The sequence below is a fragment of the Streptomyces sp. NPDC002088 genome, from assembly GCF_040296605.1.
Classification (GTDB): domain Bacteria; phylum Actinomycetota; class Actinomycetes; order Streptomycetales; family Streptomycetaceae; genus Streptomyces.
Genome location: NZ_JBEOXO010000002.1, coordinates 557302 through 573691, shown reverse-complemented (window position 1 = coordinate 573691; position 16390 = coordinate 557302). Strand labels below are relative to the sequence as shown.

Genomic DNA, 16390 nt, shown 5'->3' with positions numbered 1-16390 from the left:
ACACCGCCCCTGACATCTGCGGAACGGGGGCATGTTTCACGTGAAACATGCCCCCGTTTCACGCCCTCTCAGCTCTGCTCGGCCCACCACTCCTTGAGCGCCGCCACCGCAGCGTCGTGCCCCATCGGCCCGTTCTCCAGCCGGAGCTCCAGGAGGTGCTTGTACGCCTGGCCGACGGCCGGGCCCGGGCCGACGCCCAGGATCTCCATGATCTGGTTGCCGTCGAGGTCAGGCCGGATGGAATCCAGCTCCTCCTGCTCCTTCAGCTGCGCGATGCGCTCCTCCAGACCGTCGTACGCCCGCGAGAGCGCGGCCGCCCTGCGCTTGTTGCGCGTGGTGCAGTCCGAGCGGGTCAGTTTGTGGAGACGGTCAAGGAGGGGGCCGCCGTCACGGACGTAGCGGCGGACGGCAGAGTCCGTCCACTCGCCGGTGCCGTAGCCGTGGAAGCGTAGGTGGAGTTCGACCAGACGTGAGACGTCCTTCACGAGCTCGTTGGAGTACTTGAGCGCCGTCATGCGCTTCTTGGTCATCTTCGCCCCGACCACTTCGTGGTGGTGGAACGAGACCCGGCCGTCCTTCTCGAAGCGGCGCGTGCGCGGCTTGCCGATGTCGTGCAGCAGCGCGGCCAGACGGAGGGTGAGGTCGGGGCCGTTCTCTTCCAGCTCGATCGCCTGCTCAAGGACGATCAGGGTGTGCTCGTAGACGTCCTTGTGCCGGTGGTGCTCATCACTCTCCAGGCGCAGCGCGGGCAGCTCGGGGAGCACATGGTCGGCGAGGCCGGTGTCAACCAGCAGACTCAGTCCCTTGCGGGGGTGTGCGGACAGGATCAGCTTGTTCAGCTCGTCCCGCACCCGCTCCGCCGAGACGATCTCGATGCGGCCGGCCATCTCCTTCATCGCGGTGACGACCTCGGGGGCGACCTCGAAGTCGAGCTGGGCGGCGAAGCGCGCGGCCCGCATCATCCGCAGCGGGTCGTCCGAGAAGGAGTCCTCCGGGGTGCCCGGGGTGCGCAGCACTCGTGCGGCGAGATCCTCGCGCCCGCCGTGCGGGTCGATGAACTCCTTCGCCGGCAGCGCCACGGCCATCGCGTTCACCGTGAAGTCACGCCGGACGAGGTCCTCCTCGATGGAGTCGCCGTACGAGACCTCGGGCTTGCGCGAGGTCCGGTCGTACGCCTCGGAGCGGTAGGTGGTCACTTCGATCTGGTAGCCGTCCTTCTGCACCCCGACCGTGCCGAAGGCGATCCCGACCTCCCAGACGGCGTCCGCCCACGGCCGCACGATCTTCAGTACGTCCTCGGGGCGGGCGTCGGTCGTGAAGTCCAGGTCATTGCCGAGCCGGCCGAGCAACGCGTCCCGGACCGAACCGCCGACCAGGGCGAGTGAGAACCCGGCCTCCTGGAAGCGGCGGGCGAGGTCGTCGGCGACAGGGGCGACCCGCAGCAGCTCACTGACCGCGCGGTGCTGCACCTGACTCAGGGCACTGGAGGTGTCTTCGTTGGCGTTCGGCACAACAGAAGAGGGTACGTGGCCCGGACGGGCGGGAGCGCCTCCATTAAGCATGCACGGACATATGCATGGATACATGCACAAGATCTGCCCTTGTGACGTACATCGCTGCTCCTCTTTATACGGGCATATACGGGGCGGCCCGCCGATGTCCTCCGATCTTGTGGAGCAGTCCGCGGCACTTCCCCTCAGCGGACATCGTTACCATGCGTGGACGCACATTCCGACGACCACTGACGACGACGAGGGACGGGCGAGCGCGTGGCCGAGGCGGCAGACTTCCAGGGGATGACTCCCTCACCTGCCCGCCGGTGGCTGCGGCGCACCGGAGCGCTGCTTGCCGGTGCGCCTCTGCTGGCCGGTCTGCTCCAGCTGCCCACCGTCCCGACCGCGCAGGCAGCCGGACAGGACTCCGCACAGGCCGCCTCAGGCTCCCGCACGGTGTCCGTCTCCCTCGACACACTCACCCCGTCCGTGCCCACCGACGGAGACACCGTGACCGTCTCCGGCACGGTGACGAACAACGGCAAGCAGACGGTCAGCGACGCCCATGTCGGCGTGCGGGTGGGGTCTGTACTGACCACCCGCTCGGCGATCGACACCGTCGCCGAACGCACCGGATACCTCCCCGGCACGGACGGCTCGGAGGTCGGCGGTAAGTACGTCGAGGAGTTCTCCAAGCTCACGCCCGGTGTCGCAGAGCACTTCAGCATCTCCGTACCGGTCGACAAGCTGGACCTCGGCGAGGACGGGGTCTATCCCCTCGGCGTCTCGCTCTCCGGGCAGACGGCCGCACAGCCGTGGGAACAGGTGCTGGGCATCCAGCGGACGTTCCTGCCGTGGCAGCCGGACGAGGCGGACACGAGGACGAAGACGACGGTCCTGTGGCCGCTCATCTCGACCGTCCATATGACGGCGGAGACCGGCTCGAACGAGCAGCAGACGCCGGTCTTCCTCAACGACGACCTGGCCAAGGAGATCTCCCCCGGTGGCCGTCTCGACCAGCTCCTGTCCCTGGGGAAGAACCTCGACGTCACGTGGGTGATCGACCCGGACCTGCTCGCGTCCGTCGACGCGATGACGCGCAGCTACCGGGTCCGGGGCGCGGGAGACACCACCACGGCGGGCACCCACCAGGCGGTCGCCAAGCAGTGGCTCGCGGAACTGCAGAAAGCGGTGGCGGACAAGGAGGTCGTGGCCCTGCCCTTCGCCGACCCGGACCTGGCCTCCCTCGCCCACAACGGCACGAGCGTCACCGGCTCGCTCAGCCACCTCAAGGCGGCCTCCGACGTCGTCGCCAACACGGTGGAGCCGATTCTCCACGTGACACCGACCACGGACTTCGCCTGGCCCGTGGAGGGCGCCGTCGACCCCTCGATCGTCAAGGTGGCCACCTCCGCGGGTGCCGACAAGGTGATCGCGCGCAGCGACAGCCTGGTGGAGACCGGTGGCCTGTCCTACACGCCCTCGGCAGCCCGCCCGATCGGGGGCGGCACCACGGCGGTGGTCGCGGACGCGCGGCTGTCCACGGCGTTCCAGGGCGATCTGACGAAGGCCACGGACTCCACGCTCGCCGTGCAGCAGTTCCTCGCCCAGAGCCTCACGCTCAACCTCCAGACGGACAATCAGCGCAGCATCGTCGTAGCCCCGCAACGCATGCCGACCGGAAGCCAGGCCCAGGTGATGGCCGAGGCGCTGACCGCCCTCCAGGGCGGGAACTGGTCCCAGTCCCAGGGGCTCACGGCGGCCGCCAAGGCCAAGCCGGACCCGGGTGCCACCACAAAGATCCCGTCGGCGTCGAAGTACCCCTCCTCGCTGCGCAAGAAGGAGCTGCCGCGGTCGGCCTTCGAGCAGATCGCGAACACGCAGGACAAACTCGACAACTTCCAGGTGATCCTCACCGACGAGTCCCGTGTCGTGACGCCCTTCGGGCGGGCCCTGAACCGTGAGATGTCCACGTCGTGGCGCGGCCGGACGACCGAGGCGAGCATCTTCCGCCAGGAAGTGGAGGCCTATCTCGACACGCTCACCGGCCAGGTCAAGCTGATCGACAAGTCCGACACCAAGCTCTCCGGCCGCAGCGCCACGATCCCTGTGACCGTGCAGAACAACCTGGTTCAGGGCGCCGACCACCTGGTTCTGCGGCTCACCTCGACCAACCCGACCCGCCTCAAGATCGGCGGCAACGCCTACGACGAGCAGCCCATCGCTGTATCCGGCGGGCACAGCCAGACGGTGAAGTTCACCACGTCCGCCAACGTCAACGGCCAGACCACGGTGGTCGCCCAGCTGTACACGGAGGACGGCCAGGAGTACGGCTCGCCGGTGACCTTCGACGTGAAGGTCACGGAGATCACGGCCACGGTGATGCTGGTCATCGGGGGCGGTGTCCTGCTGCTGGTCCTGGCCGGGTTCCGGATGTACACCCAGCGCAAGCGCGCGGCCGCCCGGGAGGACGAGGAGAACGGCCCCGACGAGAGCGGCGAGGCCGGCGAGGCGACGGACGGCCCGGGGAACCCCGATGGCCCCGGGGACCATCTCAAGGAAGAGTCCGGCACCCGGTCCGGGGCAGACGACCCGGAGCAGCCGAGTGACCCGACGCCGGACACCGCAGCGGAAAGCACGGACCCGTCCGGCACGGGTGAGAGAGTGGACCGTTGAGGATGTCGTGGCCGGTGGGCCCGGGACGATGAGGTGGGGTAACCATGAACGCGCCGTACGACGGTGCCCGCGGCCAGGCCGCGGGCAGCTCGGGTCACCACCCCGAGGGCCCGCCGCCCGAGCACGGCCAGGTGCCGCCGCAGCACCCGGCGGACATGTACCTCCAGGACGCCTACGACCAGGATCCCTACCGGGCGCAGGACCTCTCCGCCCAGGACCCGGTCGCCGAGGCGCTCTACGACCGTGCCGCACATCCCCCGCCGCCCCCGGGCACGTACCAGCCGCAGCAGCCGCTGTACGCCCAGCCGCCCCAGTCGCCGTACGCCCCCGACCCGCGCGTGTGGGCGCAGACCCCGGCACCGGAGCCTGCGGGCCCGACCCAGTACCTGCCCTACGGCGAGGACCCTCGTACGACCCAGTTCGTGGGCGTCGACGACCTGGTCACCCAGACCGGTGACGAGCGCTACGAGCCGGACGCCTTCGCCCACCTTTTCCGGGACCAGCAACAGGGCGCCGTACGCCCGCCGATGGAACCTGTGGCCGTGCCTGAGCCGGCCACCGCAGCCGGCGCGGATCTGGGGCGCTTGGGGCAGTACCAGGCCCCCACGCCGCCTCCCGCAGCCGAGGCACCCGCCCCGGCTCACGCTCCCGCCGCGAAGAAGGGCGGGCGGGCGTCGGGCCTGCTGAAGTCGAGCGCCGTCATGGCCGCCGGCACGATGGTCTCCCGCCTCACCGGCTTCGTCCGCTCGGCGCTGATCGTCTCCGCCCTCGGCCTCGGCCTCCTCGGCGACTCCTTCCAGGTCGCCTACCAGCTGCCGACGATGATCTACATCCTCACCGTCGGCGGCGGCCTCAACTCCGTCTTCGTGCCGCAGCTCGTGCGGGCGATGAAGGAGGACGAGGACGGCGGCGAGGCCTTCGCCAACCGGCTGCTGACCCTCGTGATGGTGGCGCTCGGCGTGCTCACCGCACTGGCGATGTACGCCGCGCCCCTCCTGGTGCGCATGCTGTCGGTCGGGGTCGCCAACGACCCCGCGGCCAACGAGGTCGCCGTCACCTTCACCCGCTACTTCCTGCCCTCGATCTTCTTCATGGGCGTTCATGTGGTGATGGGGCAGATCCTCAACGCCCGGGGCCGGTTCGGCGCGATGATGTGGACCCCGGTCCTGAACAACATCGTCATCATCGTGACGCTGGGCATGTTCATCTGGGTGTACGGCACCGCCGGCAACTCCGGGATGACGGCCGGCAACATCCCGCCGGAGGGCCAGCGGCTCCTCGGCATCGGCGTCCTGCTCGGCCTCGTCGTCCAGGCCCTCGCGATGATCCCGTATCTGCGCGAGACGGGATTCCGGCCGCGGCTGCGCTTCGACTGGAAGGGCCACGGCCTCGGCAAGGCCGCGATGCTCGCCAAGTGGACCGTGCTGTTCGTCCTCGCCAACCAGGCGGGCGCCATGGTCGTCACCCAGCTGTCTACCGCCGCCGGCAAGGACTCGCACGTCGAGGGCACCGGCTTCGCCGCCTACGCCAACGCCCAGCTGATCTGGGGTCTGCCACAGGCCATCATCACCGTCTCCCTGATGGCAGCGCTGCTGCCGCGGATCTCCCGCTCTGCGGCCGAGGGCGACGGTGGCGCCGTCCGCGACGACATCTCCCAGGGGCTGCGCACCACGGCCGTCGCGATCGTGCCCATCGCCTTCGGCTTCCTCGCCCTCGGTATCCCGATGTGCACGCTGATCTTCGGCTCCTCCGGCACCAGCGAAGCCACCAACATGGGCTTCATGCTGATGGCCTTCGGCCTGGGCCTGATCCCCTACTCGGTGCAGTACGTCGTGCTGCGCGCCTTCTACGCCTACGAGGACACCCGGACCCCCTTCTACAACACGGTCATCGTGGCCGCGGTCAACGCGGGCGCCTCGGTTCTGATCTATTTCCTGGTCCCGGCCCGGTGGGCCGTGGTCGGCATGGCCGCCGCGTACGGCCTCGCCTACGCGATCGGCGTCGGTGTCGCGTGGCGCCGGCTGCGCAAGCGGCTGGGCGGCGACCTGGACGGCACGCGCGTGCTGCGCACCTACGCGCGGCTCTGCATCGCCTCGGTACCGGCCGCGCTGCTGGCCGGCGCGGCCTGCTACGGCATCGGCCACACGCTCGGCCAAGGGGTCGCCGGCTCCTTCGCCGCGCTGCTGGCCGGAGGTGCCGTCCTGCTCGGGATCTTCTACGTCGCCGCCCGCCGCATGCGGATCGACGAACTGAACTCCCTCGTCGGTATGGTGCGCGGGCGCCTGGGTCGCTGAGACGGGGGTAGGCGCACAACCATCGTCCGCCATCGTGTGTCGTGCATAGCGGCGGACTGTGGGCACAATTGGATCGGCGTCGGACGGCGCGCAACAGATGGGGAGGCAGGGACGACGGTGGCGGAACGGAGCACGGCTGCCGTCGACGTGGCAGACAACAGCGGCGATGAGCCGCTGACCGCACAGGCGGACCAGTCCACGGCCGACGGGGTGGCCCAGAACCGGGAGCGGGACACGGACATCGACGAGGCACAGGGGAGTGGCGGGACTGAGCATCCCGGGAAGGCCTCACCACCCGAGCTGCACAGCGGCCACAAACTCGCCAGACGCTATCGCCTCGAGGAGTGCGTCACCCGTCTGGACGGATTCAGCAGTTGGCGTGCGGTCGACGAGAAACTCCGTCGCGCCGTCGGCGTGCACGTACTGCCCGCGGACCATGCGCGGGCCCGTTCCGTACTGGCCGCGGCCCGCTCCTCTGCGCTGCTGGGCGATCCCCGCTTCGTCCAGGTCCTGGACGCCGTCGAGGAGAACGACCTCGTCTACGTCGTCCACGAGTGGCTGCCCGACGCCACCGAGCTGACCACACTGCTGTCCTCCGGCCCGCTGGAGCCGCACGACGCCTACCAGATGGTCAGCCAGATCGCCTCCGCCATGGCCGCCGCCCACCGCGAGGGCCTCGCCCATCTGCGCCTGAACCCCAACGCAGTGCTGCGTGCCTCCACCGGTCAGTGGCGGATCCGTGGCCTCGCCGTGAACGCCGCGCTGCGCGGCATCAGTTCCGACACCCCGCAGCGCACCGACACCGAGGCGATCGGCGCCCTGCTGTACGCGGCACTCACCCAGCGCTGGCCGTACGAGAACGACGCGTACGGCCTGTCCGGCCTGCCCAAGGACGTCGGCCTCATCGCCCCCGACCAGGTCCGTGCCCACGTCCACCGGGGCCTGTCCGAGCTGGCCATGCGTGCGCTCGTCAACGACGGCGCCACGGCCTCCCGCCACGAAGCCCCGTGCACGACGCCCGAGGAACTGGTGAAGGCCATCGGCGAGATGCCCCGCATCCGCCCGCCGGAGCCCGCGTTCACGGCACCGCCCGAGTACCAGCGCACGACCTACCAGCAGGGCACGTACGGCCGTCCCGCACCGCGTCCCGGTGCCACGCAGCCGGTGCCGACCCCGCCACCCCCGCTGCAGAGCCGTACCGGCAAGGCGCTGAAGTGGGCCGTCTCGGCGCTCCTGATCGCCGCCCTCGGCCTCGGCAGCTGGCAGCTCGCGGACGCCCTGATGGATCAGGGCAACTCGTCCGACGACACAAACCAGACGCAGACGACGGACGACAACGACAAGAACAGCGAGCAGACCAAGCCGGTCAAGACACTGAGCATCCAGGACGCGGCGGAGTACTACCCGGACGGCAAGCCCCAGCACGCCAACGACGTGAAGCTCACCTACGACGGTGACAGCTCCACGTACTGGCGGACGTACTCCTTCAACGGCGGGCCCGTGCTGGCGCCTTACAAGCAGGGCGTGGGCATCGTCTACGACCTCGGCTCCGCACAGGACGTGTCGGCGGCCTCGATAGGGCTGAACTACGGCGGCGACCACACGACGGTGGCCCTTTACGCCGCCGATTCGCTCTCGTCGTCAGCTCCTCTCAGTTCCATGACGCAGATCGCCGAGGCCACGACCTCGGGCAAGGAACTGAAGATCTCCGCCAAGAAGGCGGTGAAGACCCGGTACGTACTCATCTGGCTGACCGCGGCGCCCTACTCGGGCGAGGACGAGTACAGCGGCGCCGGCTACAAGCAAGCCATCACCGACGTGAAGTTCACGGGCTGACGTCTCACCGGAGGGGGAGGGGGTCCGATGGCGGATGGCGCCGGATACGACGGGGTGAGCGACCAGGATCTGCTCGCCCGCCATGTTGAAGGCGACCCGGACGCCTTCGGCGAGCTCGTGCGACGGCATCGCGACCGTCTTTGGGCGGTCGCCCTGCGCACGCTGGGCGACCGCGAGGAGGCCGCTGACGCGGTCCAGGACGCCCTCGTCTCCGCCTACCGGGCCGCCCACACCTTCCGCGGTCAGTCGGCCGTCACAACGTGGCTGCACCGCATTACCGTGAACGCCTGCCTGGACCGCGCCCGTAAGGCCGCCTCCCGTAAGACCTCGCCGGTCGACGACACCGAGCGCCTGGAGCAGCTGCTGGAGCCGCACGAGTCGGCCTCGGCTCCTGCCGAGCGCAACGATCTGCACCGTGAGCTCGTGGAGGCGCTCGGCACCCTCCCGCCCGATCAGCGGGCCGCCCTCGTCCTGGTGGACATGCAGGGCTACCCCGTCGCCGAGGCAGCACGCATGCTCGACGTGCCGACCGGGACAGTGAAGAGCCGCTGTGCCCGGGGCAGAGCCAGACTCCTGCCGCTGCTCACCCATCTACGGCCGGAAAAGGCCGGTGAGAGCGGCGGTCCGGGCGAGGGACGGAACCGGGCGCAGGGGACATCCGTCCCACCGGCAGCGGGACCGCAGGACGCGGATTCCCGCGATCCAGAATCAAGCGACTCAGCTGCTGTGAAGGGCGGAGGTGGGCGAGCGTGACATCCACGACGGACATGGCCGGGCACCCGGACGTCGCGGAGATCTCCGACCTCACCGAGGGCCTGCTCCCGCCGTCCCGTACCTCGGAGGTGCGACGGCATCTGGACGAGTGCGAGCTCTGCGCGGACGTGTACGCGTCGCTGGAGGAGATCCGGAATCTGCTCGGGACGGTCCCCGGCCCGTCCCGCATGCCGGCCGAGGTCGCCGGCCGTATCGACGCCGCCCTCGCCGCGGAGGCTCTGCTCAGCGCCACGGCACCCGATGCCGTGGGCGCCTCGGTGTCGGTGGCTTCGACCCGCTCCCCCTCCGGCGCGGACGACAGCGCGCATGTTTCACGTGAAACACCGACCGCGACGGATCGCCCCGCCGGCCATGCGCGTAACTCCACCGGCCCGGGCCGCAAGGACGGCCGACGGCGTGGGCGCCGCAAGGTGGCCGTCCTGGGTGCCGCCTTCACGGCTGCCGCACTGGGGCTGGGTTCGGTATTGCTGTCCTCGCTGTGGAACGGCACGTCGCCCGGGAACACGGCACAGGGGCACCAGTCCACCGCAGCGGACACCTTCTCCGAAGGAAAGCTGGAGCGGCAGGTCGCGACTCTCCTCGTTCAGGCCTCCGGCGGCTCTCGAACTCCCAACGGCCTGGGCGCGGAGACCGCCCCCGGCACCATCAAGCCGAAGGTCTTCAAGCAGCCCACGGTCCCGGCCTGCATCCAGAAGGGCATCGGCCGCGACGACGCGGCGCTCGCGACCGAGAAAGGCATCTACAAGGGGACGGACGCACTCCTCGTGGTGCTCCCCAGCACTTCCGACAGCACGCGGGTCACCGTCTACATCATGGATGCGACCTGTGTGGGCCACCCGTCGTCCACCACGGCCAAGGTGCTGCTGACCCACTCCTACACGCGTTCCTGAGCACGCACGACGCGTCCGCGGCTTCGTCTCCGTCCTGCGCGGTATCCCGTACGGTGTCGCCTCTGCGTGTGCCCGGACACAGCGGGAATGCGCGCCCCTTAGGATCCGTTGGGTGGGGTGAGAGCTCCGAGAGGGGCTCCCCCGGCCGTTCGACACAGTCCAGAGACGAGGAATCAAGCCGTGAGCGACGTCCGAAACGTGATCATCATCGGCTCCGGGCCCGCCGGCTACACGGCGGCGCTCTACACCGCACGCGCGTCGCTGAAGCCTCTGGTGTTCGAGGGCGCCGTCACCGCGGGTGGCGCGCTGATGAACACCACCGAGGTGGAGAACTTCCCGGGCTTCCGCGACGGCATCATGGGCCCCGAGCTCATGGACAACATGCGCGCCCAGGCCGAGCGCTTCGGCGCCGAGCTCATCCCGGACGATGTCGTCTCCGTCGACCTGGCCGGTGAGATCAAGACCGTCACGGACACCGCGGGCACGGTCCACAAGGCGAAGGCCGTCATCGTCACCACCGGCTCGCAGCACCGCAAGCTCGGCCTGCCCAACGAGGACGCTCTCTCCGGCCGCGGCGTCTCGTGGTGCGCCACCTGTGACGGCTTCTTCTTCAAGGACCAGGACATCGCCGTGATCGGTGGCGGTGACACCGCGATGGAGGAGGCCACCTTCCTCTCCCGGTTCGCCAAGTCCGTGACGATCGTCCACCGCCGGGACACCCTGCGCGCCTCCAAGGCGATGCAGGAGCGTGCCTTCGCCGACCCGAAGATCAAGTTCGTCTGGGACAGCGAAGTCGCCGAGATCCAGGGTGACCCGAAGCTGGCCGGCCTGAAGCTGCGCAACCTCAAGACCGGCGAGCTGTCGGACCTGGCGGTCACCGGCCTGTTCATCGCGATCGGCCACGACCCGCGCACCGAACTGTTCAAGGGCCAGCTCGACCTGGACGACGAGGGCTACCTCAAGGTCGCCGCGCCCTCCACGCGGACCAACCTGACCGGTGTCTTCGCCGCCGGTGACGTGGTCGACCACACCTACCGCCAGGCGATCACCGCAGCCGGTACCGGCTGCTCCGCCGCCCTCGACGCCGAGCGCTTCCTCGCCGCCCTTGCGGACGAGGCGCAGGCCGAGCCCGAGAAGACCTCTGCCTGACCCCCATCCGCCCCACGCATAACCAGTAAGGAGCCCGCTGTGGCCGGCACCCTGAAGAACGTGACCGACGACTCCTTCGAGCAGGACGTCCTCAAGAGCGACAAGCCCGTCCTGGTGGACTTCTGGGCCGCCTGGTGCGGTCCGTGCCGTCAGATTGCGCCCTCGCTCGAGGCGATCGCCACCGAGTACGGCGACAAGATCGAGGTCGTCAAGCTCAACATCGACGAGAACCCGGACACGGCCGCCAAGTACGGTGTCATGTCGATCCCGACCCTGAACGTCTACCAGAACGGCGAGGTCGCCAAGACCATCGTCGGTGCGAAGCCGAAGGCCGCGATCGTCCGCGACCTCGAGGACTTCATCGCTGAGTGACGTTCGGAGCCGTCGAGCCGACGGCACATGTTTCACGTGAAACACGAATGGGCCAACCCGGATGGGTTGGCCCATTCGCATGACAGCCGTCGCTAGAGCGGCCGGAGCGCCGGTTCCTTCTGCACGGCTCCCAGCAGCCGGTCCAAAGCCATCTCGACGTCTTCCTTCCAGGAGAGCGTCGTGCGCAACTCCAGGCGCAGCCGCGGATACGTGGGATGCGGCCGGACCGTCTTGAAGCCCACGGCCAGCAGATGGTCGGCGGGCAGCACGCAGGCGGGCTCTTTCCAGTGAGCGTCACCGAAGGCCTCGATCGCCTTGAAGCCCCGACGCAACAGATCCTTGGCCACCGTCTGCACCATCACACGGCCCAGCCCCTGCCCCTGGTAACCAGGCATGATGAACGCGGTCATCAACTGAACCGCGTCCGGTGAGACGGGGCTTGTGGGAAAGGCTGTGGAGCGAGGGACGTAGGCCGGAGGAGCGTAGAGCACGAACCCCACCGGCACATCGTCGACGTAGACGACCCGGCCGCACGATCCCCAGTCCAGGAGGACGGCGGAAATCCAGGACTCCTTCTCCAAGGCGGGTGTGCCCGCCTTTACCGCGGCCTCACCGCTGACAGGGTCCAGCTCCCAGAAGACACACGACCGACAGCGCCTGGGAAGATCCTGAAGGTTGTCCAGCGTGAGCGGTACGAGCCGACGCCCCATGAAGGCTGTTCCTCGCTTCCCTCGCCCACAGCGTCGCGGGCGGCTGTCAGAGCGCTCCGTTCCCTGAGCAGGCTGCCGACGAAGCCGCCAACCGCGCCCAGCCCCAGTCCCGCGCTCACCAGTCCGGTGCGCCCCATCGTTCGCATGGCCCCCGCCTCCCACCCAGAGGTGCTGCCAGCTGGATGCGCCATATCCCACCCGCATCGTATCCACGATGCGATTCCATCGATACCGCCAGAAAGCAAAGAGCAGGCCGTGTTCCGGTACACACCGGACACGGCCTGCCCTGTCGACGGCCGAGCTCAAATGCCCTGTGCCGACCCAAGGAGGCTCAGTCCTCTGACTCCACGGAGTCGTCCTCCTGAAGGACCTTCTGCAGGACCGGGCCCTCGCCCGGAGCGAGCGTGCCCAGGATCCGTTCGAGGTCCTCCATGGAGGCGAACTCGACGGTGATCTTGCCCTTCTTCTGACCCAGGTCGACCTTCACCCGAGTCTCGAAACGGTCCGAGAGACGGGTCGCAAGGTCAGTCAGCGACGGCGATACCAGGGCGCCGGCCCGGGGCCCCTTGGAACGCGGGGCCTTCTGGGGACGCGAGCCCATGAGGGTCACGATCTCCTCGACGGCCCGCACCGAGAGTCCCTCGGCCACGATGCGATGGGCCAGCCGATCCTGCTCTTCCGAGTCCTCGACGGAGAGCAGCGCACGGGCGTGTCCCGCCGAGAGCACTCCGGCGGCCACCCGCTTCTGGACCGCCGACGAGAGCTTCAACAGACGCAACGTGTTGGAGACCTGCGGGCGGGATCGTCCGATGCGGTCCGCCAGCTGGTCGTGCGTGCAATTGAAGTCCTTCAGCAACTGGTCATAGGCAGCTGCCTCTTCCAGCGGGTTCAGCTGCGCCCGGTGCAGGTTCTCCAAGAGCGCGTCCAGGAGGAGCTTCTCGTCATCCGTGGCCCGCACGATCGCCGGGATCGCCTCGAGCCCCGCCTCACGGCAGGCCCGCCAGCGCCGCTCGCCCATGATGAGCTCGTAGCGTGCGGGACCCAGCTGCCGTACGACGACCGGCTGGAGGAGACCGACCTCCTTGATGGAGGTGATCAGCTCCTGGAGGGCGTCCTCGTCGAATACTTCACGCGGCTGCCGGGGGTTCGGCGAGATGGAGTCGAGGGGGAGCTCGGCGAAGTGTGCGCCCATGGGAGGCGCGGGCGACTCCAGGGCGCCGTTCACCGACAGATCCTCGGTTTCACGTGAAACAGGCGGCAGGGTAGCCACCTTGGCCGCGGCCACCCCACGCTCGGCCGCCAACAGTGGAACCGCAACGGGGGACACGGAGGCCGCGCCCCCCAAAGCGGCCGGAGGCGGCGCCTTCTCCGTCGGTGCAGCAGGGATCAGTGCGCCGAGCCCACGGCCCAACCCCCTCCGTCGGTCACTCACTGGATCCCCTCCACCATGCTTGGATCGCTCTGGGCGCCGATGTGGGCGTGCGTCGCGTCGTAGCTGACACCGACACCCTTCAGCGCGATTTCACGTGCCGCCTCAAGATAGGAGAGGGCACCGCTCGATCCTGGATCGTAGGTCAGCACCGTCTGCCCATAGCTCGGCGCCTCGGAGATACGGACCGAGCGGGGAATGCTCGTCCGTAGCACCTCGTCACCGAAGTGGGTGCGCACCTCGTCCGCGACCTGGGACGCCAGGCGTGTCCGGCCGTCGTACATGGTGAGCAGGATGGTCGACACATGCAGGACGGGGTTGAGGTGCCCCCGCACCAGGTCGACATTGCGCAGCAGCTGACCCAGGCCCTCCAGCGCGTAGTACTCGCACTGGATCGGGATGAGAACCTCCTGGCCCGCAACCAGCGCGTTGACCGTCAGCAGGCCGAGCGAGGGCGGGCAGTCGATGAGGATGTAGTCCAACGGCTGCTCGTACGCCTGGATCGCCCGTTGCAGACGGCTCTCCCGTGCCACCAGGGACACCAGCTCGATCTCCGCACCGGCGAGATCGATCGTGGCGGGGGCGCAGAAGAGACCCTCGACATCAGGAACGGGCTGGACGACTTCCGCGAGAGGCTTGCTGTCGACCAGCACGTCGTAGATGGACGGGACCTCGGCGTGATGATCGATCCCCAGCGCGGTGGACGCGTTGCCCTGCGGGTCAAGGTCGATCACGAGGACTCGGGCACCATGCAGGGCCAGCGAAGCGGCAAGGTTGACGGTGGTCGTTGTCTTGCCCACACCGCCCTTCTGGTTGGCCACCACCATGACGCGGGTCTGGTGGGGCCTCGGCAGACCCTCACCGGCGCGGCCTAGCGCCTCCACCGCCAATTGGGCAGCACGACCGATCGGGGTGTCGTCCATCGGAGGCGGTGTTTCACGTGAAACATCACCCCCCATCGACTCGGTACGGGGACCGGGGACCGGATCGGTCATCGGTCCCGCGATGTTGGCGTCGGACCGCAAGGATTCACTCTCCTCGACTTCAGGCTCGCAATGAACAGAGCCTCCCATGTCTTCGGGGTCGTGAACCAGTGAGCCCTGGGGTTCTGTGGAGAAATCCACCTCTGTGGACAACTCCGTGCCCCCCGCGGGGGACATCTCCACCCCGAAAGCAGGGGTCTCACCGAGAGATCCAAGGGGTTTGCGGTCGCGGGGTTCGGCCGCAGCGCGGCCACGGCTGATGATTCCATGCAGCAGGGAGCGACGTTTCACGTGAAACACGATGCACAGCGGTTGCGGCCGGACCTTCGCGACACTCCGGGTTACGTAGGTTGGGAAGCTTGTGTGGAGTACGTCTCGTCGTCAGGACGGATCAGAGACATCCATCACAGTCGCTCCCCACCATCACCGACGACGACGCGTTCGGCCCGTCCGGGCTGCCTTCGCCCGCTTCGCCGCGAACCGCACACCTCCAGGGCTCTCCCCGACCTCGACCCGGACCACCGTGGACAACGGATCCACCACGCCCTCACCCACATGGAGGATGGATGTCTCGACCGCGCCGAGCTTGCTCAGGGCGGCGGCAGCGCTCTTCAGTTCCTCCTCCGCGGTGTCACCCTTGAGGGCGAGCATCTCCCCGTACGGGCGCAACAGCGGGATACCCCAGGTGGCCAGTCGGTCCAGCGGAGCCACTGCCCGGGCCGTGACCACATGGACCGGCTGCAGTGTGCCCATGACCTCCTCGGCACGGCCACGGACGACGGTCACATGGTCCAGGCCCAGGAGTTCGACGACCTCGGTCAGGAAGTTCGTGCGCCGCAGCAAGGGCTCCAGCAGGGTGATCTTCAGGTCCTCCCGGACCAGCGCCAGCGGGATACCGGGCAGGCCCGCGCCCGAGCCCACGTCGCACACCGTCACCCCCTCGGGGACGACCTCGGAAAGCACCGCGCAGTTCAGCAAGTGCCTCTCCCACAGGCGGGGCACCTCTCGCGGACCGATGAGCCCGCGCTGCACTCCTGCCTCGGCCAGGAGCTCGGCGTACCGGACCGCATCCTCGAAGCGATCACCGAATACGTCACGCGCCACTTCGGGCGCAGGGGGGAGCTCCGTTGCCTCCGTCACGGGGACCGTCCTTCCGTACCGCATCGGCGCTCCGAGCGCCGACCACCAGAACTACCAGGCTGACAAAGATCGGCCCCGTCTGCGCAACAGACGGGGCCGGAGGAACGTTCGTACCGAATCAGTTGGGGAGGACGACGACGAACCGCTGCGGCTCCTCGCCCTCGGACTCGCTGCGCAGGCCCGCCGCCTTGACCGCGTCGTGCACGACCTTGCGCTCGAACGGAGTCATCGGCTTCAGCTTCACCGGCTCACCGGTGCTCTTGGCCTCGGCCGCGGACTTGGCGCCCAGCTCGGAGAGCTCGGCGCGCTTCTTGGCGCGGTAGCCGGCGATGTCCAGCATCAGCCGACTGCGGTCTCCGGTCTCCCGGTGGACGGCCAGACGCGTGAGCTCCTGCAACGCCTCCAGCACCTCGCCGTCCCGGCCGACCAGCTTCTGGAGGTCCCGGGTGCCGGCGTCGCTGATGATCGAGACAGAGGCTCGGTCGGCCTCGACGTCCATGTCGATGTCGCCGTCGAGATCGGCGATGTCCAGCAGACCCTCGAGGTAGTCCGCCGCGATCTCGCCCTCCTGCTCCAGGCGGGTCAGGGTGTCTGCACCCTCGGCAGCGGCGGAGGTGGTGCCTTCCGTCACGGGATGGGCTCCT

13 protein-coding genes are annotated in these 16390 nt (G+C 68.8%); 7 read left to right on the top strand and 6 right to left on the bottom strand.

Going from position 1 to position 16390, the window contains the following annotated elements; translation table 11 throughout:
• Positions 1-68 precede the first annotated feature (68 nt).
• Positions 69-1511: a CCA tRNA nucleotidyltransferase gene (locus ABT114_RS06340; protein WP_351139177.1), complete on the bottom strand. Its 1443-nt coding sequence runs from the start codon at positions 1509-1511 to the stop codon at positions 69-71.
• Positions 1512-1769: 258 nt separating this feature from the next.
• Here ABT114_RS06340 and ABT114_RS06335 point away from each other — a divergent pair, with 258 nt between their 5' ends.
• The 7 genes from ABT114_RS06335 (at position 1770) to trxA (ending at position 11484) form a co-directional block, all read left to right on the top strand.
• The gene (locus tag ABT114_RS06335; protein ID WP_351139175.1) at positions 1770-4169 is read left to right on the top strand and encodes a DUF6049 family protein; all 2400 of its coding nucleotides are present in this window, start codon (positions 1770-1772) and stop codon (positions 4167-4169) included.
• A 44-nt stretch (positions 4170-4213) separates the two neighbouring features.
• Positions 4214-6463 carry a murein biosynthesis integral membrane protein MurJ gene (murJ, locus tag ABT114_RS06330; RefSeq protein ID WP_351139173.1) on the top strand — a complete coding sequence of 750 codons (2250 nt, stop codon included), beginning with the start codon at positions 4214-4216 and terminating at the stop codon, positions 6461-6463.
• A 117-nt stretch (positions 6464-6580) separates the two neighbouring features.
• Entirely contained in the window at positions 6581-8299 is a 1719-nt protein-coding gene (locus tag ABT114_RS06325; RefSeq protein ID WP_351139171.1) for a protein kinase family protein, read from the top strand.
• A 27-nt stretch (positions 8300-8326) separates the two neighbouring features.
• Positions 8327-9052, top strand: a complete 726-nt coding sequence (gene sigM, locus ABT114_RS06320) for an RNA polymerase sigma factor SigM (protein WP_351139169.1) — start codon at positions 8327-8329, stop codon at positions 9050-9052.
• The gene (locus ABT114_RS06315) at positions 9049-9963 is read left to right on the top strand and encodes an anti-sigma factor family protein (RefSeq protein ID WP_351139167.1); all 915 of its coding nucleotides are present in this window, start codon (positions 9049-9051) and stop codon (positions 9961-9963) included. Before sigM ends, ABT114_RS06315 begins: the two co-directional genes overlap by 4 nt.
• Positions 9964-10143: 180 nt before the next feature.
• Complete coding sequence (gene trxB, locus ABT114_RS06310) at positions 10144-11112, top strand: thioredoxin-disulfide reductase (RefSeq protein ID WP_351139165.1); 969 nt, start codon at positions 10144-10146, stop codon at positions 11110-11112.
• 39 nt (positions 11113-11151) lie between these two features.
• The gene (trxA, locus tag ABT114_RS06305) at positions 11152-11484 is read left to right on the top strand and encodes a thioredoxin (protein WP_351139163.1); all 333 of its coding nucleotides are present in this window, start codon (positions 11152-11154) and stop codon (positions 11482-11484) included.
• 92 nt (positions 11485-11576) lie between these two features.
• Here the strand turns inward: trxA and ABT114_RS06300 are convergent, their stop codons facing one another.
• The 5 genes from ABT114_RS06300 to ABT114_RS06280 all read right to left on the bottom strand — a co-directional run bounded on the left by ABT114_RS06300 (position 11577) and on the right by ABT114_RS06280 (position 16377).
• Positions 11577-12194, bottom strand: a complete 618-nt coding sequence (locus tag ABT114_RS06300; RefSeq protein ID WP_351139161.1) for a GNAT family N-acetyltransferase — start codon at positions 12192-12194, stop codon at positions 11577-11579.
• Between the two features lie 331 nt (positions 12195-12525).
• Positions 12526-13626 carry a ParB/RepB/Spo0J family partition protein gene (locus ABT114_RS06295; RefSeq protein WP_351139159.1) on the bottom strand — a complete coding sequence of 367 codons (1101 nt, stop codon included), beginning with the start codon at positions 13624-13626 and terminating at the stop codon, positions 12526-12528.
• The gene (locus ABT114_RS06290) at positions 13623-14696 is read right to left on the bottom strand and encodes a ParA family protein (protein WP_351139157.1); all 1074 of its coding nucleotides are present in this window, start codon (positions 14694-14696) and stop codon (positions 13623-13625) included. The genes ABT114_RS06295 and ABT114_RS06290 overlap by 4 nt, the downstream gene beginning before the upstream one ends.
• Before the next feature lie 333 nt (positions 14697-15029).
• Positions 15030-15746, bottom strand: coding sequence for a 16S rRNA (guanine(527)-N(7))-methyltransferase RsmG (gene rsmG / locus ABT114_RS06285; protein WP_351139155.1), 717 nt, complete (start codon positions 15744-15746; stop codon positions 15030-15032).
• A gap of 118 nt (positions 15747-15864) precedes the next feature.
• Positions 15865-16377, bottom strand: a complete 513-nt coding sequence (locus tag ABT114_RS06280) for a Jag family protein (RefSeq protein WP_351139153.1) — start codon at positions 16375-16377, stop codon at positions 15865-15867.
• Positions 16378-16390: the final 13 nt, after the last annotated feature.